Annotated in this window: 21 protein-coding genes and 1 riboswitch; of the genes, 13 read left to right on the forward strand and 8 right to left on the reverse strand. The window is 72.4% G+C overall.

The features are described 5' to 3' along the window. Positions 1-119 precede the first annotated feature (119 nt). Positions 120-413, reverse strand: coding sequence for a GNAT family N-acetyltransferase (locus ABD223_RS18110; RefSeq protein ID WP_344037439.1), 294 nt, complete (start codon positions 411-413; stop codon positions 120-122). 99 nt (positions 414-512) lie between these two features. Here ABD223_RS18110 and ABD223_RS18115 point away from each other — a divergent pair, with 99 nt between their 5' ends. After that, positions 513-1,562: a hypothetical protein gene (locus tag ABD223_RS18115; protein ID WP_344037440.1), complete on the forward strand. Its 1,050-nt coding sequence runs from the start codon at positions 513-515 to the stop codon at positions 1,560-1,562. A gap of 389 nt (positions 1,563-1,951) precedes the next feature. Here the strand turns inward: ABD223_RS18115 and ABD223_RS18120 are convergent, their stop codons facing one another. The 4 genes from ABD223_RS18120 to ABD223_RS18135 all read right to left on the reverse strand — a co-directional run bounded on the left by ABD223_RS18120 (position 1,952) and on the right by ABD223_RS18135 (position 6,945). Continuing rightward, a complete protein-coding gene (locus ABD223_RS18120) occupies positions 1,952-3,400 on the reverse strand; it encodes an RICIN domain-containing protein (protein WP_344037441.1) in 1,449 nt (482 codons plus the stop codon). Positions 3,401-3,534: 134 nt separating this feature from the next. Next, positions 3,535-4,842, reverse strand: coding sequence for an RICIN domain-containing protein (locus tag ABD223_RS18125; protein WP_344037442.1), 1,308 nt, complete (start codon positions 4,840-4,842; stop codon positions 3,535-3,537). A 543-nt stretch (positions 4,843-5,385) separates the two neighbouring features. Then, the gene (locus tag ABD223_RS18130) at positions 5,386-6,087 is read right to left on the reverse strand and encodes a hypothetical protein (RefSeq protein ID WP_344037443.1); all 702 of its coding nucleotides are present in this window, start codon (positions 6,085-6,087) and stop codon (positions 5,386-5,388) included. 306 nt (positions 6,088-6,393) lie between these two features. Then, positions 6,394-6,945 carry a sigma-70 family RNA polymerase sigma factor gene (locus tag ABD223_RS18135; protein ID WP_380649022.1) on the reverse strand — a complete coding sequence of 184 codons (552 nt, stop codon included), beginning with the start codon at positions 6,943-6,945 and terminating at the stop codon, positions 6,394-6,396. Between the two features lie 567 nt (positions 6,946-7,512). Here ABD223_RS18135 and ABD223_RS18140 point away from each other — a divergent pair. The 7 genes from ABD223_RS18140 (at position 7,513) to ABD223_RS18170 (ending at position 14,744) form a co-directional block, all read left to right on the forward strand. Next, on the forward strand, positions 7,513-8,328 hold the full coding sequence (locus ABD223_RS18140) for a histidine racemase CntK family protein (RefSeq protein ID WP_344037444.1): 816 nt from the start codon (positions 7,513-7,515) through the stop codon (positions 8,326-8,328). A 132-nt stretch (positions 8,329-8,460) separates the two neighbouring features. Next, positions 8,461-9,153 (forward strand): SAM-dependent methyltransferase, encoded by a 693-nt coding sequence (locus ABD223_RS18145; protein WP_344037445.1) that lies wholly within the window; start codon positions 8,461-8,463, stop codon positions 9,151-9,153. A 28-nt stretch (positions 9,154-9,181) separates the two neighbouring features. After that, the gene (locus tag ABD223_RS18150) at positions 9,182-10,480 is read left to right on the forward strand and encodes an opine metallophore biosynthesis dehydrogenase (protein WP_344037446.1); all 1,299 of its coding nucleotides are present in this window, start codon (positions 9,182-9,184) and stop codon (positions 10,478-10,480) included. 376 nt (positions 10,481-10,856) lie between these two features. Then, positions 10,857-11,957, forward strand: coding sequence for an ABC transporter substrate-binding protein (locus tag ABD223_RS18155; RefSeq protein WP_344037447.1), 1,101 nt, complete (start codon positions 10,857-10,859; stop codon positions 11,955-11,957). Positions 11,958-11,962: 5 nt separating this feature from the next. Then, positions 11,963-13,057, forward strand: a complete 1,095-nt coding sequence (locus tag ABD223_RS18160; RefSeq protein WP_344037448.1) for a FecCD family ABC transporter permease — start codon at positions 11,963-11,965, stop codon at positions 13,055-13,057. Further along, positions 13,054-13,908 (forward strand): ABC transporter ATP-binding protein, encoded by an 855-nt coding sequence (locus ABD223_RS18165; RefSeq protein ID WP_344037449.1) that lies wholly within the window; start codon positions 13,054-13,056, stop codon positions 13,906-13,908. The genes ABD223_RS18160 and ABD223_RS18165 overlap by 4 nt, the downstream gene beginning before the upstream one ends. Before the next feature lie 59 nt (positions 13,909-13,967). Continuing rightward, positions 13,968-14,744, forward strand: coding sequence for a class I SAM-dependent methyltransferase (locus tag ABD223_RS18170; protein WP_344037450.1), 777 nt, complete (start codon positions 13,968-13,970; stop codon positions 14,742-14,744). A 40-nt stretch (positions 14,745-14,784) separates the two neighbouring features. Here ABD223_RS18170 and ABD223_RS18175 read toward each other — a convergent pair whose 3' ends face one another. The 3 genes from ABD223_RS18175 to ABD223_RS18185 are packed head-to-tail and all read right to left on the reverse strand — an operon-like array spanning position 14,785 to position 17,695. Beyond that, positions 14,785-15,843 carry an ABC transporter substrate-binding protein gene (locus tag ABD223_RS18175; protein WP_344037451.1) on the reverse strand — a complete coding sequence of 353 codons (1,059 nt, stop codon included), beginning with the start codon at positions 15,841-15,843 and terminating at the stop codon, positions 14,785-14,787. Then, positions 15,840-16,643 (reverse strand): ABC transporter ATP-binding protein, encoded by an 804-nt coding sequence (locus ABD223_RS18180; protein ID WP_344037452.1) that lies wholly within the window; start codon positions 16,641-16,643, stop codon positions 15,840-15,842. Before ABD223_RS18180 ends, ABD223_RS18175 begins: the two co-directional genes overlap by 4 nt. Next, positions 16,640-17,695, reverse strand: a complete 1,056-nt coding sequence (locus tag ABD223_RS18185) for a FecCD family ABC transporter permease (RefSeq protein ID WP_344037453.1) — start codon at positions 17,693-17,695, stop codon at positions 16,640-16,642. Before ABD223_RS18185 ends, ABD223_RS18180 begins: the two co-directional genes overlap by 4 nt. Before the next feature lie 62 nt (positions 17,696-17,757). Beyond that, positions 17,758-17,935, reverse strand: a riboswitch (cobalamin riboswitch). 174 nt (positions 17,936-18,109) lie between these two features. On the opposite strand from ABD223_RS18185, the gene ABD223_RS18190 reads away from it, so the two are divergent. The 5 genes from ABD223_RS18190 to ABD223_RS18210 all read left to right on the forward strand — a co-directional run bounded on the left by ABD223_RS18190 (position 18,110) and on the right by ABD223_RS18210 (position 23,118). Then, a complete protein-coding gene (locus ABD223_RS18190) occupies positions 18,110-19,363 on the forward strand; it encodes an MFS transporter (protein ID WP_344037454.1) in 1,254 nt (417 codons plus the stop codon). Then, the gene (locus ABD223_RS18195; protein WP_344037455.1) at positions 19,360-20,112 is read left to right on the forward strand and encodes a TauD/TfdA family dioxygenase; all 753 of its coding nucleotides are present in this window, start codon (positions 19,360-19,362) and stop codon (positions 20,110-20,112) included. The genes ABD223_RS18190 and ABD223_RS18195 overlap by 4 nt, the downstream gene beginning before the upstream one ends. A gap of 99 nt (positions 20,113-20,211) precedes the next feature. Beyond that, entirely contained in the window at positions 20,212-21,219 is a 1,008-nt protein-coding gene (locus ABD223_RS18200) for an ABC transporter substrate-binding protein (protein WP_344037456.1), read from the forward strand. Then, complete coding sequence (locus ABD223_RS18205) at positions 21,209-22,339, forward strand: FecCD family ABC transporter permease (RefSeq protein ID WP_344037457.1); 1,131 nt, start codon at positions 21,209-21,211, stop codon at positions 22,337-22,339. The genes ABD223_RS18200 and ABD223_RS18205 overlap by 11 nt, the downstream gene beginning before the upstream one ends. After that, positions 22,336-23,118 carry an ABC transporter ATP-binding protein gene (locus tag ABD223_RS18210; RefSeq protein WP_344037458.1) on the forward strand — a complete coding sequence of 261 codons (783 nt, stop codon included), beginning with the start codon at positions 22,336-22,338 and terminating at the stop codon, positions 23,116-23,118. Before ABD223_RS18205 ends, ABD223_RS18210 begins: the two co-directional genes overlap by 4 nt. The last annotated feature ends 50 nt before the right edge of the window (positions 23,119-23,168 follow it).

Genomic DNA, 23,168 nt, shown 5'->3' on the forward strand with positions numbered 1-23,168 from the left:
GTGTTCGTCGACGGCAGCGGGCGCGGGGGCATCGAGGAGCGGGACCGCCTGGTCGGGCCCGGTACCGGTCGGGTTGGCACGGCGGGCCGGTGGACCCTGGTCTCGCAGCCGGGACGAGCTCAACCGGACGGCGTGACCGAGGACCGCTCGCCGAACCACTGCTCGGCGCCGTACGCCTCGAACCTCTCCACCTCGGTGAACCCCAGCTTCGCCGCGAGGCGCATCGCACGGTCGTTGGCGGCCTGCGTGCAGAGCACCACCGGCTTGCCGGGGAGCGAGTCGGCGAACCAACCGAGCGCCGCCGCGCACGCCTCGGCGGCGTACCCGCGCCCCCACGCATCCGGCAGGAGTCGGTAGCCGAGCCACGCCTCCCCGGCCGCCGCCGAACCACCCCCGCTCGCGGGGGAGCACATGATGCCTGCACGGGCGCGGTGGTCCCTGCCGAAGGCGGTCAACCACATCACCGGCTGTAACAGCCCCGGCCCAGCGGTCGGCTCCGGTGGCCCGTCCCTGTGCGGAACGGGTCGGCCGATTTCGTCGACCTGCGCGGCTTCAGCCCCGTTGGGCGGCCGCTCGAACCGGACGCCGCGGTGCGCGGGTTCCTCATCGCCCCGGGGACCGACCCCGACGCTCTTCCGGCGGATCCGGACGCGCGGGTGGCGCTGTACCGCAGCCTGGTCGCGGGCAGGCGGGTGCTGGTGGTGCTGGACAACGCCGCCACCGCCGACCAGGTCGTCCCCCTGCTGCCCGGCAGCCCGACCTGCGCCGTGCTGGTCACCGGCCGCACGGCGCTGCCCTCGCTGATGGACCGCCACGGCGCCCACCACCTGCCCCTGGACGTGCTCACCCCGGCCGAGGCGCGTGCCCTGCTGACCACCCGCCTCGGCCGGGCGCGGGTCGACGGCGAACCCGGGGTGACCGACCAGCTGGTCGGGCTGTGCGGGCGCCACCCGCCGGCCCTGGCGATCACGGCCCGTCACGCCGCCACCCGTCCGCACATCCCCCTGGCCGAGTTCGCCGCCGAGTTGCGCGACCTGGGCCTGGAGGCGCTCGACGACACCGACCCCACCGCTCGCCGATCCACCCGGACCCGCCGACCCCCGACGTCCACGTGCAGCCGCTGCCGGACCACCCGGCCGCACTGGCCTGGCTGGACGCCCACCACTCCCACCTGCCGGACCCCGCCACCCGCACCCAGACCCACCGGCGCCTCGGTCGCGCCCACGCCGCCCTCGGTCAGTGCTCACGAACCTGCGCGGCCTGGCAGGAAGCCCTGGCGCTCTACCGGCAGCAGAACAGCGGCGCCGATGCCGAACGCGTCCAACGGCAGCTCGACGACCTCGACCTCGACCTCGGCCCGGCGCAGGAGCCGGGCCGGTCGACGCGCACGAGCCGGTCGAATACTCCGATCAGGTGAAACGAGGCAGAATCGTTCAAGTCGGTGCGGAGACCTGCCGATGAGGTGGAGGAGAAGCGCCGGACCTGTCACCACGGGCCGGTGTTCTGCCCTGTGGCGGGTCGGGCGCAGGATGATTGCCGAGACCACCGTCGAAGTGGTGTAGAGCGGGTCAGCGCGGGTACTCAGCCGAGTGCCGCGCTCGCGCGAGGTGCGGTCGGGCCACTTTCCTGGGGGTCCGTGCGGGCCGCGCCGCGTGTTGAAAAGCCAGCACCGAACCGGCCTGAGCGCGCGGTGCGGATCGGTGCGGGCTGCACGGCCCGTGCCGATTCGCACCGCGCCCGAAAACGTCGGGGTCGCACGGGTGCGTTCTACGGCGAAGGCCCATGGGCACCGGGCGTCGAGGCCGGTGGGCGAGCCGTGCAGGGCCTCGGCGGTGCGCCCTGCCGGGTGCCGGTGCGGCGGTGGTGTCGCCACGGCTGCCCGACCACCGCCGGGTCCACCGTGACGACACCACTCCTACGACACCACGCCTACGACATCACACGTACGACGTCAGACGGCCGTGCGCGACCACTGCTGGTTGGTGCCGCTGTTGCACGGGTACTGCTTGAGGACCGCGCCGTCCGCGGTGGAGGCCGACGGCACGTCCACGCACTTGCCGCTGTGGCGCGCCTGGAGTTGGAACCAGCTGCCGTTGGCCACCATCCGGAACTGCTGGTTGGCGCCGCTGCCGCAGGTGTACTGGACGAGTTCGGCGCCGTCGGCGGTGGAAGCGCTCACCACGTCGAGGCACTTGCCGCTGTGGCGGCTGATGACGCGCCAGTAGCCGCTGCCGGCGTCTTGGAACTGCCACTGCTGCCACGCGTTGCCGCCGTACGCGTACTGGCCGACGCGCGCCCCGTTGTCGGTGTTCGGCTGCTGGACGTCCATGGCCTTGCCGCTGTGGCGCACGTCGAGCCGGTAGGACGTCGGCGGCGGGGTCGAGCCGCCGTCGCCCCAGGCGTAGCGGATCCGGTCGGCGCCGGAGGGGTTGCGGAGGGTCAGGTCGAGGTCGGTGCCGCTGCCGCTCAGGGAGTACATCGAGTAGTAGTCGTAGCCGATGGTGCCGGGCTTGCCGCCGATGGCGGGCCAGTAGGTGCCGCCCATCCGGTTGTCGCGCATGACCTGGGCCATGGCGCGGATGTGGCGCACGAAGTTGTCGGTGCTGTTCGCGTCGCCGTAGTCGAGGCCGGTGGACATCGGCGCGCCGAACTCGGTCGCGACCGCGCGGGAGGCGCAGTTGCCCAGGCGCGCCTGGATGTGGCTCCGGAAGGCGTCGTAGGTCATCGGGCTGTAGAAGAAGGCGTAGTGGTGGAAGGACAGCAGCGTCGAGTTGAAGCGGCTGTCGTTGCAGACGTCCCTCAGGTCCTGGCTGTAGCCGGTGCCGCCGATGAGCACCCGGCTCGGCACCGCCGAGGTGTGGTAGCTCAGCCAGTTCGCCGCGACGGTGCGCCAGTCCGCCGACGAGTAGCCGTGCGGCTCGTTCATCGGTTCGAAGTAGACGTTGCCGTTCGAGCCGTACGCGTTGGTGACGCTGGACCACATCGTGTTCCACGCGGCGAGGTTCGTGATCCTGCCGCCGGAGGCCGCGCCGTCCTCCCAGTAGGCCAGGATGACCTTGAACCCGCGGGCGGTGGCGGCGTCGATCGCGCCGCGGTAGGCGTTCCACCAGGTCGTGTTGGCCACGGTGTGGGTGTTGATGGGCAGCCGGACGGTGTTGACGCCCATGGTGGAGGCCATGTCGTCGTAGATGGCGTTGGCCTTGGCGCGCACCGTCGCGTTGCTGTCGGACAGGTTCAGGCCCTGCACGACGAGCGTGCCGGTGCTGAAGTTGTCACCCAGCACGGCCCAGTTCATGCCCCGGAACTGGCTGGTGGCGGCGACGGCCTGCGGCGTGGTGACGACGAGGCTCGCCGCCGCCGTGAGCGCGGCCACCGCGAGGGTGGTCAGCGACCGGCGCAACGGCCGGGTGCTCCGCCGTGGTCCTGGTGAGTACCCACCGGACGCCATGATCAGTGTCATCGAATGTCCCATCACTAGACCTGAACGGGCCGCGTCGGGGCTGCTCCGGCGGGTGGGCAGCGCATCGATCGGGGTCAGACCTGGGCGCGGCTCCACTGCTGGTTGTCGCCGCTGCCGCAGGTGTGCTGCTGGATGTCGGCGCCGTCGCCGGCGCCGGAGTCGACGACGTCGAGGCACTTGCCGCTGTGCCGCGCGACGATCCGGTGGTAGCTGCCGGTCGCCTGCCACTGCCACTGCTGGTTGGTGGCGCCGCCGCAGGTGTACTGGATGACGTTGGCCCCGTCGGCGGTGGAGCCGCTCGCCACGTCCAGGCACTTGCCGCTGTTCTGGTTGACGATGCGGAAGTAGCCGCCGCCGGCGTCCTGGAACTCCCACCTCTGGTTGCCGCCACCGTTCCAGGCCCACTGCTTGACCTCGGCGTTGTTCGCGGTGGAGGCCGACACGACGTCCATCACCCTGCCGCTGTTGCGGTTGGTCACGCGGTGGGCCGGCGGCGGGCCGGGCACGTCGGCCACCGGCAGGATCGTGCCGTGCCGGCAACCGGGGCACGTGATCTGGCCCAGGCCCGACCAGGAGTTCAGGTCCGGGCTGGTGGCCGTCCAGATGCCGCCGTTGGTGTACTTGTCGACCCAGATGCGCCACGAGCCGTCGCCCATCCGCAGCACGGCCGGCCCTTCGTGACCCGAGCTCCACAGCCGGCCCCGGTTGCTCCACCCGCTGGTGAGGCTCGCGCTGGTCCAGTGCTCGATGTACTTGGAGGTCTCGTTCTTGGCGAAGGCGTGGTAGGTGCTGCCCGACTTCACCACGTAGGTGTCGATGTAGTTGTAGCCGAGGCCGCCCATCTGCGCCGGTCCGCTCCAGGAGGTCAGCGAGCTGTTCTGGGCGGTGAAGACGTAGGGGCGGAAGCAGTTGGAGCACGTCGTCTGGGCGATGCTCACGATGACCCGGACGGTGCCGCCCTCGACGTAGAACTCGGGCGCCCAGGTGAACCGCGTGTTGGCGATGCCGGAGTCGACGCCGGCCACGTGCGTCCAGTTGATCAGGTCGGGGCTGGAGGCGATGTTGAAGTGCGTCGAGTTCGTGGTCCACGACTGGACGGTGTGGGCGATGTAGTAGAGCCCGTTGTGCTGGATGACGCTGGGGTCGCGCAGCACGCCGGACGGGCCGCGGTAGTCGGTGTCGGCCAGCACGCCGAAGTTCGTGCCGTTGGTCGACGAGTAGACCCAGAGCTCCTGGTCGGCGGCCCCGTCGCCCTTGAACGTGGTGTAGACGTAGCCGGAGGCGGCCTGCGCGGGTGGTGCGACGGCCACCGCGGCGCCGGCGGCGGTGAGCGCCACGAGGCAGAGCCGGGCCACCCGGTCTCTGAGCTTCTGCCTGGTCATGAGTGATCCCTCGGTCGGTGGGACGGGGTCCGCGCGGCCACGGCCGACCTCGGTCCGGTGCGGGGACCCGGCGGGAGCGGTCGGCGGTGGCGCAGGTGTCCTGTTAGGACGGATCGCGCGGCGGTGCCCTGGCGGCGCGGCCCGGTTCACCCGGTGAGGAGGTCGCCCACGTCCGAGGCCCGGCAGACCGGTGCCGTCGCCGCACGGGCGGGACGCCTGCGGCGGGAGGGTGAAGAGTTCATCGTTGATCTCCTCGGGTGCGTCTGCTGCCAGGCGGCCCGCGTCGGCCTGCCGGTGTCGGCGCCGGTGCGGGTCGGTGGTTTCCGGCTGTGCGCGGGCCTTGCCGGTCGTCCCGACCCGGACGGTGGTCCGGCGGCGCCACGGCGCCACGCCGCAGGTCGGGAACGCCGACGGCTCATCGGGAATTGCCCAGCGCGACACCGCCGCCAACGGTCGTCAACGGCGTTCCGGCGGGTGGGGAACCAGGAATGTTTGCGTTAACATCCTTGGCGGTCATAGTGTGCGAGCACGGACGCGATGGTGTCAAGAGCGCAACGGTCGGCCGCTCCCGGCCGAGTGCGCGTCCCCGTCGCGCGGCGCGCGGCGATCCACCGGACCGCCTTCGGCCGCCGCGCACCGGCGCCGGGCGACCAGGGGACCGACCAGCGCGATCGGGCTGGGGCAGCGGTCGAGCAGGTGGCGGCTGGTGGAGTGCGCGGTGGTGGGCGTGCAGCCGACGACCAGCAGCGAGGCCTGCCGGGCGTGGCGGATGAGGCCGGTGACCGGGTGCGACCTGGCGACCCTCACGTCGACCGGCGCCTCCGGGTGGTCCCGGGCGCACCGGTCGACCACGGCCAGGGCGACCAGGGGCTCGGTGGCGGGAGGTTCCCGCGTGCAGCACACCGCGCGGACACCGGTTCCCCGCGCCGTGGCCAGGGCCAAGCCGATCAGCAGCGTCGTCCGGGACGTGTGGTCGCCGCTGACGCCGACCACCGCGGGCAGGTCGTCGCGCACCGTGCCGCCGGGCGGGACCGCGACGACCGGGCAGCGCGCCGAAGCGGCCACGGCGAGCGCGAGCTCCCGTTCCGCCCCGGTCCGCGCGCTCAGCACGACCAGGTCCGCGGTGCGGGACTCGGCGACCAGGGCGCGTTCGGTGACCCGCACCGCGGTGAGGTCGCGGCCGCACCGCTCCACGTGCGACGTCGCCCACAACGCGGCGTCGAGGGCGTCGGGTCGGCTCGACACCCCCAGGACGACGCGGGAGGGCTGATCGGGCGAAGTGCTCGTGGCATGCCTCCGGGGTGTGCCGTCCAGCGGCGCGCCGCTGGACGGGGTGCCATCATGGCCGATCGCCGCCGGGCGCTCTACCGCCGCTCCACCGCCGCGAGCCGCGCGCGAAGATCCGGCGAGCCTGTGGGACATCCACGCCCCGTGCCCCTGCTGCCTGGTCGTCCGCGCCGTCCTGGCCCTCCGGTGCGCGGTGGTCGCGGGACCGGTGCCGCACGCTTTCCGGGACTGCCGGGCCGGCCCGCTGCGACCGCGTGCCGGGGTTCAGCCGGTTTCGGTGGCCTCGTCGTGGGTGGCGCGCAGGAGGTCGTCGCGGGCGCGGGCGATGCGTGAGCGGATGGTGCCGACGGGGCAGGCGGAGATCTCGGCGGCTTCGGCGTAGGACAGGCCGAGCACCTGGGTGAGCACCAGCGCCTCGCGGCGGTCGGGGTCCAGGGCGTCGAGCAGCATGTTGAGCTCGACGGCGTCCTCGAAGCCGGTGTGGGCGGTCTTCCGGTCGGCCTCTTGCGCCCAGTCCGCGCCGGGGGACAGGCGTGGTCGCGACTGGGCGGTGCGGATCTGGTCGATGACGACGCGGCGGGCGATGGCCAGCAGCCAGGTGCGGGCGGAGGAGCGCCCGGCGAAGCGGCGCAGGCTGGGCAGGGCGCGGGCGTAGGTCTCCTGGGTGAGGTCGTCGGCCGTCGCGACGTCGGCGAGGTGGGCGGTGAACCGCCACACGTCGCGCTGGGTGGCCCGGACGAACCGTTCCAGGGCGTCCCGGTCACCGGTGCGGGCCCGGAGCGCCCAGTTCGTCACCTCGTCGTCGGGTGCTGTCACGATTCCGAATGGTAACCACCCGGGTGCCGGGAACTCGTGGGCCGAACGGAGCGACTACCGGTGTTGTGGACTGCCAACCCCGTCGTCGAGCGCTGTCGGCCCGCCTGATCGCCCGCGCCCACCGAGGGCGGCCCGCTCCGGGCGCACCGGCGGGCAGCCCGACCCCTCGAACGCGCCGGGGCGGGCCACCTCCCGCGGGCCTCCCTCGGATGGCCGAAGGCGCTCACGGATAGTACATGTGGCGTGGCTCACAGTTGTTACCGATGTGGAACTCCCTCGTTTCACCCCCCGACTCTCTGATGTAATGGATCGTGTGCGTTCCGCTATATGTCCAGGTGAGGGACTCATCTGGGCAGGGTTTACAACGAGATTCGGGAGGGTTTCGGTGGGGAACGGCCTCGTTCATGCACACTCAGACCGGTCGACAGGGGGGGCATCGCCCCGATTACCGGGGTCGCCGCGGTGGTCGGTGAGTCCGGGTACGCCGCGCGGGGGCGCGGCCGCCGGGCGCCGCCGCGGAGACCTCGTCGCCGGGGGCGCTCGTTGATCAGTCGCGCGATCGACTTCGTGAAACTGAGCCCGACGCAGAACATGACCCTCCTCGTGACGACGGAGCACCCGGAAGGCGAGCACCGGGACATAGCCCGGCAGATCATGGCTTACGAGCACGTCCACGCCGAGCAGGTGGGATTCGTCCAGAAGCCGGAGTCGCCCGACGCCGACATCAGCCTGCGCATGGCGGGTGGCGAGTTCTGCGGCAACGCGTGCATGGCCCTGGCGGCGCTGACCGTGGCCGAGGAAGGTCCACATGCCGGGGATCCCGTGGACGTGGTGCTGGAGGCCTCGGGGACCGAGGACCTCGTCGTGTGCCGCGTCGTGAAGCGGAGCGCCGAGTACGTGTGCGAACTCGCGATGCCCGTTCCTCGAGCCGTGGAGCGCAGCGCGCTGACCGACGACGTCGGTAGCGGCTCCGCGTTCGTGCGCTACGACGACTCGCTGCACGTGGTGATCGAGACGGGCCGGCTCGACCGCGCCACCAGGGAGAAGGCGCAGTTGTTGGCGGCCCGGCTCGGGGAGGCGTGGAACGTGTCCCTGGTCGGCGTCATGTTGTACAACCCGGACTCGGGCCGCCTGACCCCGCTCGTCCACGTCCCGCTCCTGGGCAGCATGGTCTGGGAGAGGGGCTGCGGGTCGGGCACGGCCTCGCTCGGGGCTTACCTGGCTTGGAAGAACAACACGTCCGTCGCGACGAGCGTGATCCAGCCCGGGGGAGTGATGAAAGTGGCGGCGGATTACGCGCGAGGTGGCCTGGCCGGCATCAAGGTCGAAGGGGGCGTCAGGATCGTGGCTGAAGGAAGAGCATACCTCCAGCAGGCGGCCTGACGTCGGTCCGGTAATCGATCGGCAAGGAGAAAAATGGGCACCGCGGATCTCTGGTTGCTGATGGGTGAGCACCTGAAAAAACTTCGGGAATCGGCAGAGCGGTACGATGGGACCGCTCGTCACGGCCTGGAGATGGAACGCGTCGTGGGCGACTACTCGGCATTCGTCGTGGACGCGCGCCACCACTCGGCGTGGGACGTGCTGGAACAGGAGGGCGCAAGTGATTTAACGCGCCTCGTGGACGAGTTGAGAGCGCAGTCCGCGCGCTGCGCGGCGATCATGGAGAAGTACCGCGCGCTGAACCTGCTCGACGGTCGCACCGAAACGGCCGGGTACTTCGACAACATCGAGTCGGGCATCGAGGTGGAATTCGGCACCTTCCGGTTGACGTCCTCCTCCAAGGTCCTCCTGGTCGGCTCGGGATCGTTCCCGATGACCCCGCTGTACATCGCGAAGCGCACCGGCGCCGCCGTGGTCGGCGTGGACATCGACGAGGAGGCCGTCGAACTCGGCCGGAGGGTCGTGAAGACGCTGGGCAGCGACCTGGACATCAGGTTGGAGCGGTCGTCGCTGGAAGACCTGGCGTTCACCGGGGAGGCGTCGCACATCATCTTCAGTTCGACCGTCTCGGTGAAGTACGCGCTCCTCGATTCGATCCACCCGTTGACCCGCGATGACGTGGTGGTGGCCATCCGGTACGGTGACCACCTGAAATCCCTGTTCAATTACCCGATGGAGGACGTCGACCCCCGGAAGTGGAAGGCGGTCGAACAGGTCCTCCGTCCGGAGCACATCTTCGACGTGGCGCTGTACGTGAAGGCCTAACTGCTTCAACGCGTAAATGGGGGCATGGATGAGCGATTTCCGGCGGGTCTTGATCGCGGGCACCGGGCCCACTTCCGTGCAGTTGGCGGTCATGCTGAAGGACCGACTGGGCTGCACGATCGGGATCGCGGGCCGGGAGTCCGCCCGCTCGGCCGCGTTCTTCGCCGACGTGGAGCGGAACGGCGGGGTGGTGCGGGTCGACGTCCAGAACGGCAAGGATCGCGCGGCGGCGGGCGAGTGCCCGGTCGACGAGCTGTTCCAGGGGTACGAGGCGGTCACCGGCGAGTGGGACGCGTTGGTGATGGCGGTGACCGCGGACGCGTACGCGCAGGTCCTGACCCGGATCGACCGCGACGTGCTGAGCCGGGTCAGGTGCGTGGTCCTGGTGTCGCCCACCTTCGGCTCCAACAGCCTCGTGCGGAACTGCCTGAAGGGTCGCGCCGGGGAGGCCGAGGTCATCAGCCTCTCCAGCTACCTGGGCGGCACCCGGTGGAAGGACGGCACGCCGTCGAGCCACGTCCTGACGGCGGCGGTCAAGAAGAAGCTGTACATCGGCTCCAGCCGGGGCCGGTCGGAGAACCTGGACCTGCTGTGCGACGCCCATCGGCGCCTGGGGGTCACCACGGAGGTCATGGGCACCCCGTTGGAGGCGGAGACCAGGAACATCTCCCTGTACGTCCACCCGGCGCTGTTCATGAACGAGATCTCGCTCGACGCCGTGTTCTTCAACCCGGAACCGGTCAGGTACGTGTACAAGCTGGTGCCCGAAGGACCGATCACGCCGACCCTGGTCAACGAGATGGTGAACCAGTGGAAGGAAATCGGGAACATCATCGGAAAGATGGGGTTGAAGGGCGTCAACCTGCTCCGGTTCATGGTCGACGACAGCTACCCGATCCGGCCGGAGAGCATTTCGCGGGAGGACATCGAGCGATTTGAAGAACTGCCGCCCGTGCACCAGGACTACCTGGTGTACGTCCGCTACGCCTCGTTGCTGGTCGACCCGTTCTCCGAACCCGATGCCAACGGCAGGTACTTCGACTTCTCGGCGGTTCCCCTCCGCCCCGTCTTCGTGGACGGGGAAGGGCGCTGGGACGTGCCCAGGATGCCGAAGGAGGACTACTACCGGACGAAGGTGATCCAGGGCGTCGCCCGGCACCTGGGAGTGGATTGCCCGACCATCGACAAGCTCATCAGCCGGTACGAGCGGACCCTGGAGGAAGCGGCCCGGGTCCGGGCGGGCGAGCCGCTGTCCGACGCCTTCGCGGTGCAGGACTTCCGCGAGGACCTGGCCATGATCTGCGAGGAGATCACGAAGGCGTGGTGACCGCCGGCGCCGTCCCCGGTCGAACCGCTGCCGAGTGGTCGGCGGCGGCCGGGGGCGGCGCCGTCCGTCCGGACCGCCGCGCACCTCCTCGGCCGAGGCCGCTCGGGGGCGCGGCGCGCGATCCGGTCATGATGACTCATATGAATATGTGAATGATTCCTCGCGCGTTCACGGGTGGTTCGCCCGCGAAAGTCGTAATGCGGTGTGATCTGGATCACAAACGCGCTGTGTGCGAAGCGAGTTGTCACAGAGGATGGATCCGGGCGTCACCTGGTCGTCCGCGTTTTCATGCTGTCCCGATGGCGGTTCACCGGCACGCCCCGCCGGCGAACTCGGTCGTCGATCGCGATCGAAGACGAGATGGTGGAGGTTGTCGATGGCCGGACATCGCCTGGTGGCGTTCCCGAAACGTGGTCGCGCCCGGCCGTTGGCGGCGGCTTTGTTCGCGATGTCCGTCCTGGTGGCCGGGTGCGCCGGGAGCGAGGGCGCGTCGAACGGGGGCGATTCCGCGAATTCACCGGGATCGTCCGACCACTACCCGGTGACGGTCGAGAACTGCGGTCGGCAGGTCACGTTCGAGAAGGCGCCGAGCCGGGTCTTCCTGGGGTTCCAACCGGCGGCGGAACTCTTCTTCGACCTGGGGCTGGGTGAGCGGGCGGTCGCGCAGATCAAACCGATCGACACCCCGCTGCCCGAGCAGGCCGCCGATTTCGACCGGGTGCCGGACGAGTCCCCCGACGCGTACGTCCCGGTCGGCAAGGAGGAGATGTTCGGGCTGCGCCCCGACATGCTCTTCGCCTACGTCAACTCCGAGTACGGCGGGCCCGAGCACCTCGCTCCCGGCCTGGCCACGGTCGAGGACTTCCAGTCCATCGGCGCGCAGGTGTACGCCCTGGTGTGCCCCGGCGAGAACCCGGTCCAGATCGCGTTCACCTACCGCGCCCTCACCGACCTCGGCCGCATCTTCGACGTCGAGGACCGGGCGAAGGCGATGATCGACGGGATGAAGGCGCGCATCGCCGAGGTGCAGAAGCGGGTCGCGGGCCGCACCCCGGTCCCGGTGCTCTACTACTACGGCGGCGAGGGCCCGATCCGGACGGGCAGCCGTGACGCCTTCGTCAACGAGGTGATCGGCCTGGCGGGCGGCGTGAACGTCTTCGGCGACGTCGGCGGCGGGCGCCGGGGCTTCCTCCAGGTCTCCCTGGAGCAGGTGGCGGCCACCAACCCCGCGGTCTTCCTGGTCGGGGCCAGCGCCAACAGCGACAAGGACCTGGAGGACAGGACCGACTACCTGTACCGCATGTTCCCCGGGATGCAGGCGAGCAAGGACAAGCGGTTCACCGTGACCTACGACAGCGCCAACACGCCGGGCGTGCGCTTCGTCGACACCATCGAGCGCCTCGCCCGGACCCTGCACCCGGACGCCTTCGACGCCGAGCCGAGCACGTCGCCGACGACCCCGTCGGGGGAGAAGTGACGCCGATGGCACCCGATACCGACCTCCAGCCGGTCGACGACCCGGCGCCCCCGGTCCGGCGCCGCCTGGCAGGCCAGGTGGCGGTGCTGCTCGGACTGGGCGCCGCCGTGGTGGTCAGCATCGCCCTGGGCGCTTCCCTCGGCCCGGTGAGCGTTCCGCTGCGGGACACCGTGCAGGTGGTGCTCTACCACATCTCCTCGGAGTGGTTCGCGAAGCCGGCCGACCCGGTCTTCGCCCAGATCGCGTGGGAGTTCCGGCTGCCCCGGGCGCTGCTGGGCGCGGTGGTCGGCGCGGGCCTGGCCGCGGTCGGGGTCGTGTTGCAGGCGGTGGTGCGCAACCCGCTGGCGGACCCGTACCTGCTCGGCGTGTCCTCCGGGGCCTCCTTCGGCGCCGTGCTGGTGCTGGTGGTCGGTTCCGCCTCGGTCGCCGGGCTGGGCCTGTCGTCGGCGGCGTTCGCCGGCGCGCTCATCGCGACCCTGCTGGTGTACCTGCTGGCCCAGCGCGCCGGGCGGGTCACGCCGTTCCGGCTGATCCTGGCCGGTGTGTCGTTGGCGTACCTGTTCCAGGCCCTCTACGGGTTGTTGCTGCTGCGCGCGAACCCCCACGACGTGCAGGGCGTGCTCATCTGGTTGTTCGGCAGCCTCGGGTCCACCGAGTGGAGCGACGTGGGCATCCCGGCCGTCGGGGTGATCGCGGGGATCCTGTACCTGCTGACCCAGGCGCGGCCGCTGAACTCCCTGCTCGGCGGAGAGGAGACGGCGGTCTCCCTCGGGCTCGACGTCGCCCGGTTCCGGATCCGGATGCTGGTGGTCACCTCCCTGGTGGTCGGCGTCATGGTCGCGGTCAGCGGCGCGGTCGCGTTCGTCGGGCTGATCATCCCGCACCTGTGCCGGATGCTGGTCGGTTCGGACCACCGGCGGCTGCTGCCGGTCGCGGCGCTGACCGGGGCGGCGTTCCTGGTCCTGATGGACCTCGCCGCCCGCACCGTGCTCGCGCCGACCGAGCTGCCGCTGTCCATCGTGACCGCGGTGTTCGGGGTGCCGTTCTTCATCTGGCTGCTGCGCCAACGCGAGGTAGGACGGGAGGCGCGGTTCGGATGACGGGAGCAGCACAGGGGTCCGCGCCGCCGCGGGTCGTCGTCGACGGGGTGTCGGTGGCGCTGGGCGGAACCCCGATCGTGTTCGAGGCGGGCCTGACGGTCGGCGCCGGCGAGATGGTCGGCATCGTCGGTCCGAACGGCAGCGGGAAGTCCACGCTCCTGCGGGCCGTCTACCGCGCGCTGCGCCCGGGAGCGGGACTGGTGCGGGTCGACGGCTCCGACGTGTGGGAGCTCAGCGCCCGGCAGTCCGCCCAGCGCACCGCCGTGGTGGTGCAGGAGTCCGGCAGCGACTTCGTCCTCAAGGTCGCCGACGTGGTCGCGATGGGCCGCAACCCGCACAAGGGCCCGCTGGACCGCGACACCGAGGAGGACCGCCGGATCTGCGCGCAGTCCCTGGCCAGGACCGGCGTCTCCGCCTTGGCGGGGCGCGACTACGACACGCTCTCCGGCGGGGAGAAGCAACGGGTGCTGCTGGCCAGGGCCCTGGCCCAGCAGCCGCGGTTGCTGGTGCTCGACGAGCCGACCAACCACCTCGACATCCGCTTCCAGCTGGAGCTGCTCAACCTCGTCCGCACCCTCGGCGTGGCCACGCTGACGGTCATGCACGACCTCACGCTGGCGCTCGGGCACTGCGACCGCGTCTACGTCCTGCACCGCGGCCGGGTCGTCGCCGACGGACCACCGGCCGAGGTGCTCACCCCCGGGCTGGTCGCCGAGGTCTTCGGCGTCCGGTCGCACCGGTGGGTCGACCCCGACACCGGACAGGCGCACCTGGGTTTCTCCCGCCTGCCCGACCCGACCGCCGACGTCGTCACGACCGCGGCGGGCGGACCGGGGCGGGAGCCGGGCTGAGACCGACCCGGCGCGCAGCCCGGGGTCCCGCAGTTCCGCACAGATGAAAGCTCGTGACCATGCTCAACCAGATCGAACCGCGGCCCGACCTGCTCGGCAGGTGGGACGTCCAGCAGACCGCCTACATCGCCGACCGCGACCGCGTGTACGAGGTGATGTTCGAGGTCCTGACCCACCTGCGACCGGCCGAGGACCTGGTGGTGCTCGACCTCGCCTGCGGTCCCGGCGCGATCAGCGGCCGACTGCTCGACCGGTTGCCGAAGGCCCGGGCGGTGGCCCTCGACGTCGACCCGGTGCTGCTGACGATCGGCGAAGCCGCCCTCGGCGACTTCGACGGCCGCCTCCGGTGGGTCCGGGCCGACCTGCGCGACCCGGACTGGCCCACCGCCCTGGACGACGACGGGGCCGACGGCGCCTTCGACGCGGTGCTCTCCAGCACCGCGCTGCACTGGCTCGACCCGGCGACCCTCGTCGCGACCTACCGCCGCGCGTTCCGACTCCTGCGCCCGGAAGGGGTCCTGCTCAACGCCGACCACCTGCCGCACCCGCCCGGCAGCAGGCTGCGCGAGGTGTGCGACGCCCTCGCCCTCGACCGGCGCGACCGCGCGGTGGCCGGCGGCGCGGAGTCCTGGGAGGCGTGGTGGGAGGCCGCGGAGGCGCAGCCCGAGCTGGCCGACGCGTTCGCCCAGCGCGCGACGCTCTGGCCCGAGGGCGCGCGGGACTGGGCGGCCGCCTCGTACCGGTTCACCGAGGCGGCCCTCCTCGACGCCGGGTTCGCCGAGGCGGGCGTCGTGTGGCAGGACCTCCAGGAGCGCATCGTCGTCGGGCTCCGGTGACGGTGAGCGGACCGGGGAGGTGCTGACGTTGGCCACCGGATCACCGGGGCAGGTCGAGGCGCGCCCGGACCTCGCTGCGGGGCAGGAGGTCCCGGGCTTCCAGCGCGGTGCGCAGGTGCTCGGCGGCGTCGACGTTGAGCGGGCTGCTGGTCCACATCGCGAACGGCAGGTTCAGGAACCGCCCCTCGACGACGGCGGGCAGGTCCCTGGTTGCGGGGTTGCCCCGCAGCACGGCGACCTTGTCCTCGAAGCTCTGCCTGCCGTAGTCGACGAAGGCGATGAAATCGGGCTTCGCCGCGACGACGCGCTCCCAGGACACGGAGGTCCAGGACTCCCGGAGGTCGCCGAGGGCGTTGCGGGCGCCGGCGGCCCCGATGATCGCCTGCGGCGCACCGTAGGCCCCGCTGGAGTAGACGTCCGCGGTGCCGCGGTCGAACAGGAAGACCGTCGGCGGGTCCTGCGCCGCGGGTGCGGCGGCCAGCGCGTCGAGGCGTTCCCGGATGCCGGTCACCCGGGCCTCCGCCTCGTGGTCGTGCCCGGTGATCCGCCCGAGGTTGCGCAGGTCGGCGTACAGCGCGTCCCACGGTTCCATGGTGCCCCGCGCGTCGTCGGGCCCCTGTCGGCAGCCTTCGCTGGACTGGTAGGCGGCGATCGACCGGGTCGCCAGCCGCTCCGGCGTCACGTCGTCGCCGTCGCTGAACCAGGACACCACCACGTCGGCCCGCCGCGCGACGACGTTCTCCAGCGACGGCTGCCCCTCCGTGGCGACCGGCAGGTCACCGACGACGTCCGCGCCGTAGGCGGCTCCGAGCACGTCCCGGTCGTCGCCGAGGCCGCTCACCGCGGCCACCCGGTCCGCCGCGCCGAGGGCGAGGACGGTGGCGATCCGGTTGCCCTGGTTGACGAACAGCCGCCGCGCCGGGTCGGGGAACGAGACCTGCTCGCCGCAGTTGTCCACGGTGACCCGGCCGGGCGCGGCCGAGGGCCGCTCGTCGCCACCGCACCCGGCGAGCGCGAGGCCGGCGGTCAGCGTCGCGGCGCAGAACGCGGCACGGCGTCGTGAGGTCCGGTGTCGTGAGGTCCTGCGTCGTGAGGTCATGGCGTGGTCCTCTTCGTGACGGTGCGGGACGGTGCGGCGCCGGGGCCGAGCACGAGGTGCTCGTGACCGGTGCGGGCATCGGTCAACCGGGCGGCGGCCACGGCGAAGACCTCCTCGACCGTCGTCGGCGCCAGCGCGGTCGACGCCGTGTCGACGGTGCGGAGCGCACCCCGGTGCAGGACCGCGACGCGGTCGAAGTAGGCGGCGGCGAGCGGCAGGTCGTGCATCGCGGCCACGACGGTGCGGCCGAGACCGCGCAACGTCTCCAGCAACCGGGTCTGGTGACCGATGTCCAGGTGGTTCGTCGGCTCGTCGAGGAGCACCAGCCCGCACTCCTGGGCGAGCGCGCGGGCGAGCATCACCCGGCGGCGTTCGCCACCGGAGAGCCGGTCGCAGCGCCGGTCCACCGCGTGGGCCAGACCTACGGCCTCCAAGGCCTCCAAGGTGATCGCGCGTTCCGCCCGCCCGAACGCCCACGGCGGCCGGTGCGGGACGCGGCCCAGCGCGACCAGCTCACCCACCAGCAGGTCCTCCGGCGGCGCCTCCTCCTGGCCGACGTAGGCGATGGTCCGCGCCCGTCGGCGTGCCGAGAACGCGTGCAGGTCCTCACCGTCGACGGTGACCAGGCCGGCCGCCGGGACGCGCAGCCCGGCCAGCGCGCGGATCAGGGTCGACTTGCCGCTGCCGTTGGTCCCGACCAGCGCGAGCATCCGCCCCGGCGGCACGTCGAGGTCGACGTCGGACACGACGGTCCGCCCGGCGACCTCGCAGCGCACCCCGCGGCACCGCAGGTGCGTCATCGACCGCCCCCGGAGAAGCCGTACTGCCTGCGACCCATCAGGACCAGGAACACCGGTGCGCCGACGAGCCCGGTCACCACGCTCAACGGCATCTCCTGCGGCCGGACCAGCACGCGGGCGACCACGTCCACCCACACCAGGAACAACGCGCCGCCGAGGGCGGCCACCGGCAGGACCGCGGCGTGCCGCGCGCCGACCGCCATCCGGGCCAGGTGCGGCACGACCAGGCCCACGAAGCCGACACCGCCCGACACCGCGACGAGCACGCCGACCAGGACCGAGGTCAGCGCGAACAACCCGATCCGCACCTCGCGCACCGGCACGCCCAGGGCGGCGGCCGCGTCCGGGCCGCCGGCCAGCGCGTCCAGCCACGAGTGGACCGCCATCAGCGACGCGGCGGACAGCACCACCGCGACCAGCGCCGGACCGGTGTTCGCCCACGTCGAACCGGACAGGCTGCCCAGCAACCAGTGCAGGACCGCCTGCGTCGCCTCCGGCTCGTCACCGACGAACACCAGGAAGCTCGACACCGACGAGAACGCCGCCGACAGCACGACCCCGGTGAGCACCAGCCGCAGCGGCGTCAGCCCTCCCTGCGCGACCGACACGCCGAACACCAGCAGCGACGCCAGCACCGCGCCGGTCAGCGCCCCGGCCGACAACGCCCAGACCCCCAGCCCGCCGAACACGCCCACGACGATGACCAGCGTCGCCCCGACACCCGCGCCGGCGGACACCCCCAGCAGGTACGGGTCGGCCAGCGGGTTGCGGACCAGGGTCTGCACCACCGCGCCCGCCAACGCCAGACCCGCGCCCACCACGGCGCCCATCAACACCCGTGGCGCGCGCAGCTCCCACACGATCGCGTCGTACACCGGGTCGGGGCCCGCGGCACCGGTCAGCCTGGCCCGGACGGTCTCCCACACCCCCGCCGGCCGGAGCGGTTCCGAGCCCAGGGCCAGCGAGAGCACCACGCTGACGGCGAGGCCGGCGAACAGCACGAGCAGCAGCGGCAGGGTCGGCGCCCTGCGCGCCGCACCACTACCGGACACGTCGCGTCGCGACGGACATGCGAGACCCGCTCTCGTCAGGGGCCCAGATCGCGGAGCCCGGTCGGTCGACGAACGAACCAGCAGGTCTTCGGACTCGGGCTCACCCCGGCGGAACGCCTTCCCAGGCCGTCAGGCCCAGTGGCACGTGTTCCGCCGGTCACCCCCACCGCTGCGCGACAGTTCCGGACTCACACCGGATTCCCTGGCCACATGGGCACGACTGGCTCGCGCAGAACCTAACACGACCCGGTTCCCGACGGGTGCGGCGAGGCCGGGAGCGCCGGAGGTCGTCTCACCCGGCGTGCACCGTACGAGTGGTGTGAGAGGCAGGGGAGTTGGCGTGCCCGTCCCGCAATTGCCAATATGTGGTTGTTGCTCGGTGCGTAACGGATCGAACACGGGGGAGAGTCTCGGATGACCACGTCGTCGACGTCGACCGATGCCGAGGGGAGTCGACGACCGCGGTCGGTCCTGCGGGATCCCGGCTTCCTCCGGTTGTGGACGGGCGCCACCGCCTCCGGCCTGGCCACCTGGGTGCTGCCGTTCGTGCTGGGCCTCGGTGTGCTGGAACGGGAGCTGAGCGCGGTCGAGCTCGGTGTCGTGCTGGCCGCGCGCACGGTCGGCTTCCTGGCCGCGGTCCCGGTGGGCGGGGTGCTGGCCGACCGGCACTCCCGGCGCGGCGTGGTGCTGTGGTCCGGGCTCGCGGCGGCGGCGGGCGCGCCGGTGCTCGCGCTGGGCCTGGGCTGGTCGCTGCCGCTGATGATCGCCGCGGCGGCGGTCATGGGCGCGGGGCAGGGCGCGTGCCGGCCGGCGTACCAGGCGCTGGTCGCGGAGGTCGTCGACGCCGAGCAGCGGCAGGCGGCCAACGCGGCGATGTCGATGGCCGTGCGGGTCACCACGCTGGTCGCGCCGGCGCTGACCACGCTGCTGGCCCTCGTGCTCGACACCAGGGCGCTGCTGGTGGGCATCGGGGTGATCTGGCTGTGCGCCGCGCTGGTGCCACCGCGGGGACGCCGCTTCGCGGCCGCCGGCAAGACCCGGGTGTCCTTCGTGCGCGAGTTCGCCGACGGGGTGCGCGAGGCGCGGCGGCACCCGTGGTTCCTCGCGGGGCTGGGCGCGCTGACCGCGGTGATCTCCCTGGGTTACTCCGCCACCGGCGTCATCCTGCCGTTGATCAGCCGCGACCGGTACGGCTCGGAGGTGGTGCTGGCCGCGGCGCTGACCGCCGCCACCGTCGGCGGGTTGGTCGGCGCGCTGCTGATGGCCCGCTGGAAGCCCCCCGCGCAGGGGTGGATCGCGTTGGCCGCCCTGGCCTGCTACGGGTTCGCGCCGCTCGCGCTGCTGCTGCCGGTGCACTGGCTGGTGATCGTCGCCGCCTACGTGGTCGCCGGGATGGGCATCCAGCTGTTCAACGTGCCCTGGTTCACCGCCACCCAGCGCGAGGTCGAGCCCGACAAGCTGGCCCGCGTCTCCTCCCTGGACTTCCTGCTGTCCTACGGGCTGGCCCCGATCGGCCTCGCGCTGATCGCGCCCGCCGTCGACGCGTTCGGGGTCACCGCGGTGCTGGGCACCTGCGCGGCCGCGTGCTTCCTGGCCCCGGCCGTCGCCGCGCTGGTGCCCAGCACGAAGGAGTTCTCCCGGCACACCGTCGAAGAGGCCAGGCGATGAGCGGTCGTGAGCTCGGTGTCCTGCCCGCCCGGGTAGGGGCCCACGACGCCGACGAGGCCCGCGCGGTGCTCGCCGAGACCGGCGCGGTGGTCCTGACGGGCCTGCCCGTGACCGCGGACGCCCTGGCGGTGGCGGCCGCGCACCTGTACGGCGGCCGGCTGCGGCAGCTGTTCCCGATCCGCGAGCGGGCGTCCCGCGACGGCGGTCCGGTGCACCTGCACGCCGACAGCTTCGACCAGGTGGTCGACATCGGCGGGGTGCCGTCCCGGCGGCGGGACCCGGACGAGGACGCCGTGCTGGTCCAGTGCGCGCGCCCCGCCCCCACCGGCGGCGACTCGTTCGTCCTCGACGCCTACCGCTACGTCGACACGTGCCCCGATCGCGAACTCGTCGACTTCCTCACCGGCGTGGACGTCGACCTCTACGGCGAGTGGGCGGGCCTGCGCGGGCTGCCCGCGACCCCTCGCGTGGGCCGCCACGTCGAGCACACCCGAACCGGGCGTCGCATCGTCCGCCGCACCGACGGGGCCGTCCCGCTGCACCGCGACCCCGCCGCCGAGCACGTCACCGCGATGCTCGACCGGTTCCAGCGCGCCGTGCACGCGCTGGAACCGGACCTGCCCCGCGTCCGCCTGGAGGAGGGCGAGATCCTCGCGGTCGACAACTACCGCTGCTGGCACGGCCGCGACCCGCACACCGGCGACCGCGCGGTGCGGATCCTGACGCTGCGCACCGACGCGGCCCGGTGACATCCGCGCGCTCATCCCGCCTGATCCCTACTTAATGAAACTGAATGTCACTTACACTGCCTTGGGGTTCCCGTTCGAGCAAGTGATGCGGAGATGCCGATGACGCAGCGCGTCCTGCCGGGCCTGGCCGGTCTGATGGTCCTGGTGCTCGGCCTGACCGGGTGCGCGGACCCCTCCGCGCCGCCCGCCGAGCCCGGGGCCGGGGCGGTCACGGTGACCAAGTGCGGGCAGGAGCTGTCGTTCCAGGCCCCGCCGGAACGGGTCGTCACGCTCGACCAGTCCTCCACCGAGACCGTGCTCGCGCTGGGGCTGGTCGACCGGGTGGTGGGCACGGCGAACCTCAAGACCAAGGTCGCGCCCCGGTACGCGGCGGACTACGCCAAGGTGCCGGTGCTCAACCCGAAGCTGCTCACCGGCGAGCAGTTGCAGGCGGCCAACCCCGACTTCGTCGCCGCCTCGTTCAAGGCCCAGTACACCGCCGACCGGGTCGGCACCCGTGAGGAGCTGGCCCAGCTGGGGCTGCCCTCGTTCGTCAGCGCCGTGGCGTGCCCGGAGGCCGACGAGGCCGGCAGGACGCCCTTCGAACTGCTGTTCTCCGATTACGAGGCGCTGGGCCGGATCTTCCGGGTCGAGGACCGGGCCGGCGAGCTCGTCGAGAAGCAGCGCGCCGCCGTGGCCGAGGCCGCCAAGACCGGGGAGGGCGTGTCCGGCGAACCCACCGTGCTGTGGCTGTACTCGACGTTCAACGGCACGCCCTACGTCGCCGGTGGCAGCGGCCTGCCCGCCGAGATGAGCCGGCTGGTGGGCGCGAAGAACGCCTTCGACGACATCTCCGAGGACTGGCCCGAGGTGTCCTGGGAGCGGATCGCCGAACGCGACCCGGACGTGATCGTGGTCGGTGACCTGTCCGAGCGCGGCGCGCCCGGCGACAGCGCCGCGGAGAAGGTCTCCATGATGCGCGAGCACCCGGTGGTGTCGCAGCTGGCGGCCGTGCGCGACAACAAGATCATCGAAGTGCCCGGCATCGAGATGGACCCGTCGGTGCGGTCGGTCGACACCCTCGGGCTGGTCGCGAAGGGGATGCGCGAGCTGGGCCATGTCCGGTAGCGCCACCGGCGGCCGGGTGGCGGGCGCGCGCCGGTTGCCCCCGGCGCTGCGCCCCGGCGCCCCGGTCGCGCCGCCACCCCCGGCCGCGACCCCGGCGGCGCGTCGCGGCCCGGTGGCGTCGCCCGTGCCGCTGTTCGCGCTGGGCGCGGTGGTGCTCGTCGGGTCGCTCGCCTGCGCCATGGTGATCGGCAGCGGTGGCATCGGCTTCACCGAACTGGGCCGGGTGTTCGGCGCGCACCTCGGCCTCGACGTCGCACCGCTGCCGCGGCTGCTGGACTCGATGGTGTGGAACCTGCGCGTGCCGCGGGTGCTGATGGCCGCGGTCGTCGGCGCGGCCCTGGCGATCTGCGGCGCGGTGTTGCAGGCGGTGACCCGCAACGCGCTCGCCGACCCCTACCTGCTCGGCGTCTCCCACGGCGCCTCCACCGGCGCGGTGCTGGTCGTGGTGCTGGCCGTCGGCGGGGGAGCGCTGAGCGTGTCCGCCGGCGCCTTCGCCGGGGCCCTGGGCTCGTTCGCCCTCCTGCTGGCCCTGTTGGGCCGCAACGGGTTGGGGTCGGTCCGGGTGGTCCTCACCGGCATCGTCATCGGCCTGCTGTTCGAGGCGATCACCTTCCTGGTCCTGATGGCCTCCAGCGACGCCGACACCACCCGCGCGATCATGCACTGGCTGCTGGGCTCCATGGCCTCCTCGCGCTGGGACTCCCTGGTCGTGACGGCGCTGGTCGGCGCGGTGGGGCTCGTGGTGCTGTGGCTGCACTCGACCGCGCTGGACGCCTTCGCCTTCGGCACCGACACCGCCGCCTCGCTCGGGATCGAGGTGCGGACGACCAGGGTCGTGCTGCTGGTCGCCACCGCGCTGCTGACCTCCGTGGTGGTGGCGTCGGTGGGCGCCATCGCGTTCGTCGGCCTGATCGTGCCGCACGGCATCCGGTTCCTGGTCGGTCCGCTGCACCGGGTGCTGCTGCCCTTCAGCGCGCTCGCCGGCGCGATCTTCCTGGTGTGGACCGACGCGCTCGCCCGGGTCGTGTTCGCCCCGCGCGAGGTGCCGGTCGGCGTGTTCACCGCCCTGGTCGGCGTCCCGCTGTTCCTGCTGGCGCTGCGCAAGCGGGGCGAGTGGTGAGGATCGCGGCGGAGGACCTGACCTGGGGGGTGGGCGGTCGCGACATCGTCCGCGACCTCACGGTCGAGGTCGAACCCGGCCAGACCGTGGGCCTGATCGGGCCCAACGGCTCCGGCAAGTCCTCGCTGCTGCGCTGCCTGGCCGGCCTGCGCGCCCCGACCTCCGGCGCGGTGCGCTACGACGGCGAGGACGTCAAGGGCTGGGACAGCCGCAGGATCGCCCGCCGCCTCGCCTTCGTGGAGCAGGCCGCCGAGAGCGACAGCGACCTGCGCGTCGCCGACGTCGTCGCGCTCGGCCGGACCCCGTTCCGCGACCGGTGGCGCGGCCTGACACCGGCCGACCACGCCATCGTCGACGCCGCCCTCGACCACCTCGACCTCGCCCACCTGCGGCACCGGCACTGGAAGACCCTCTCCGGCGGGGAGCGGCAGCGCGCGCACATCGCCCGCGCCTTCGCGCAGCGGCCGTGGGCGGTCCTGCTCGACGAGCCCACCAACCACCTCGACATCCGCCACCAGCTGGAGCTGATGTCGTTGCTGGCGGGTACCGACCAGACCGTGCTGGTCGCCCTGCACGACCTCGCCCTGGCCGCCCGCTACTGCGACCGGCTCCTCCTGCTCAGCGGGGGAGAGCTGCTCGCCGACGGGCCACCCGGCGACGTGCTGACCGGGGACCGGCTGCGCGAGGTCTACGAGGTCGACGCCCACATCGGCCGCGACGACCTGGGCCACCTCGCCATCAGCTACCGCGGCGCCCCCGGCCCCCGGGGAGAGGGCTGACGGCAGGGGCGGTTGCCGGTTCGCACGGCCTCGCCTTCGAGCGAGGCCGT

Source organism: Saccharothrix xinjiangensis (genome assembly GCF_039527585.1).
Taxonomy (GTDB): Bacteria; Actinomycetota; Actinomycetes; order Mycobacteriales; family Pseudonocardiaceae; genus Actinosynnema; species Actinosynnema xinjiangensis.

Excerpts from the sequence above, each read along its gene's own strand:
- ABD223_RS18125 (WP_344037442.1), bottom strand. The coding sequence starts at position 4,842 with ATGACCAGGCAGAAGCTCAGAGACCGGGTGGCCCGGCTCTGCCTCGTG.
- ABD223_RS18180 (WP_344037452.1), bottom strand. The coding sequence starts at position 16,643 with ATGACGCACCTGCGGTGCCGCGGGGTGCGCTGCGAGGTCGCCGGGCGG.
- ABD223_RS18160 (WP_344037448.1), top strand. The coding sequence starts at position 11,963 with ATGGCACCCGATACCGACCTCCAGCCGGTCGACGACCCGGCGCCCCCG.
- ABD223_RS18150 (WP_344037446.1), top strand. The coding sequence starts at position 9,182 with ATGAGCGATTTCCGGCGGGTCTTGATCGCGGGCACCGGGCCCACTTCC.
- ABD223_RS18110 (WP_344037439.1), bottom strand. The coding sequence starts at position 413 with ATGTGCTCCCCCGCGAGCGGGGGTGGTTCGGCGGCGGCCGGGGAGGCG.
- ABD223_RS18170 (WP_344037450.1), top strand. The coding sequence starts at position 13,968 with ATGCTCAACCAGATCGAACCGCGGCCCGACCTGCTCGGCAGGTGGGAC.
- ABD223_RS18145 (WP_344037445.1), top strand. The coding sequence starts at position 8,461 with ATGGAACGCGTCGTGGGCGACTACTCGGCATTCGTCGTGGACGCGCGC.
- ABD223_RS18155 (WP_344037447.1), top strand. The coding sequence starts at position 10,857 with ATGGCCGGACATCGCCTGGTGGCGTTCCCGAAACGTGGTCGCGCCCGG.
- ABD223_RS18165 (WP_344037449.1), top strand. The coding sequence starts at position 13,054 with ATGACGGGAGCAGCACAGGGGTCCGCGCCGCCGCGGGTCGTCGTCGAC.
- ABD223_RS18200 (WP_344037456.1), top strand. The coding sequence starts at position 20,212 with ATGACGCAGCGCGTCCTGCCGGGCCTGGCCGGTCTGATGGTCCTGGTG.
- ABD223_RS18195 (WP_344037455.1), top strand. The coding sequence starts at position 19,360 with ATGAGCGGTCGTGAGCTCGGTGTCCTGCCCGCCCGGGTAGGGGCCCAC.
- ABD223_RS18190 (WP_344037454.1), top strand. The coding sequence starts at position 18,110 with ATGACCACGTCGTCGACGTCGACCGATGCCGAGGGGAGTCGACGACCG.
- ABD223_RS18175 (WP_344037451.1), bottom strand. The coding sequence starts at position 15,843 with ATGACCTCACGACGCAGGACCTCACGACACCGGACCTCACGACGCCGT.
- ABD223_RS18205 (WP_344037457.1), top strand. The coding sequence starts at position 21,209 with ATGTCCGGTAGCGCCACCGGCGGCCGGGTGGCGGGCGCGCGCCGGTTG.